Here is a 994-nt window from a genome sequence, read left to right as displayed (position 1 = left end):
GGGTGCGGCAGGTTCCGCCGCGTGGCCGGGGCCGCCCTCCATCAGGTGGCTGGCCGCCATGTGGCACAGCCCCTCGCGCATGGCCCGCAGGCCGCCCAGGCTGCCCAGGTTGGCAAAGGCCGCAATGTGGCCGGGGTTCAGGTCCGCGAACAAACCCATGGCCTTGTCCAGCAGCAGGTCGTTGCTGCCCGCCAGCACCAGCACGCCGCCGCCAGGCTGCACCGCGCCACCCGCGCGTTCCGGATGGTTCACGGTGTTGTTTTCCAGCCACTGTTCCACCAGATGCGCGGGGAACAGCCACTTGCCGGTCACCTTGGTGGCGGGCAGGCCCTTTTCGGTGATCAGGCTGTAGACCATCTTTTCATTGACGCCGAGCACCTTGGCCACCTCGCGGGTGGAAAGCAGCTGCTTCACTGATGCGCCTCCTGCGGGCTTGCGAACGGGGAGCGGAGGGACTGCGGTGCGCGGCCCGGCATGCCCGGCCTGACAAAGGCTGCCCGCCCCGGCAGACCGGGCAGGCAAAACCGCGCCACCTTGGGGCCAATGTAGCCGCACTCGCCCAACGGTGCAACGCGTGGCGCGGGATTGCCGCCACGCCGCCGCCACCGCCGCATCGTGTCGCCCGGCATCAGGACGCATCACTCAACATCAGCGCGCATCACTCAAAATCAGGGCGCATCACCCAGCACCAGGGCGCGCCCCGTCACCCGCGCCACATCTAGCCCTTGCCATCATGGCGGGCTTGGGGTAATGGGCACACTCCCGTTACGCGCCCGGCATTCCAAACTATCGCCAAACTCTTGCCAAGAGTTCGCCGGGCTTACGTAAACGCGCCCGCCAGGCAGCGGCGCAGGTGCCGCACAAGGCCCGCGCCCCGGCTGCAACCACCGGCACATCGAAATTTTCCGCACGCACCCGCCCGGCCCCGTGTGCCGCATTGCGCGACGCGCCCCGGCTTTTGGTCTAGGTGCGGTGTGCCGTCATCTGGCCGCCC

1 protein-coding gene is annotated in these 994 nt (G+C 68.7%); it reads right to left on the bottom strand.

The features are described from left to right. Window positions 1–414: helix-turn-helix domain-containing protein (locus FVW20_RS16535; protein ID WP_196610448.1), on the bottom strand; the 414-nt coding region annotated here is incomplete at its 3' end. Window positions 415–994 lie beyond the last annotated feature (580 nt).

This window comes from Nitratidesulfovibrio oxamicus (assembly GCF_015731765.1).
GTDB lineage: Bacteria > Desulfobacterota > Desulfovibrionia > Desulfovibrionales > Desulfovibrionaceae > Cupidesulfovibrio > Cupidesulfovibrio oxamicus.
This window is presented reverse-complemented; position numbering and strand designations above follow the sequence as displayed.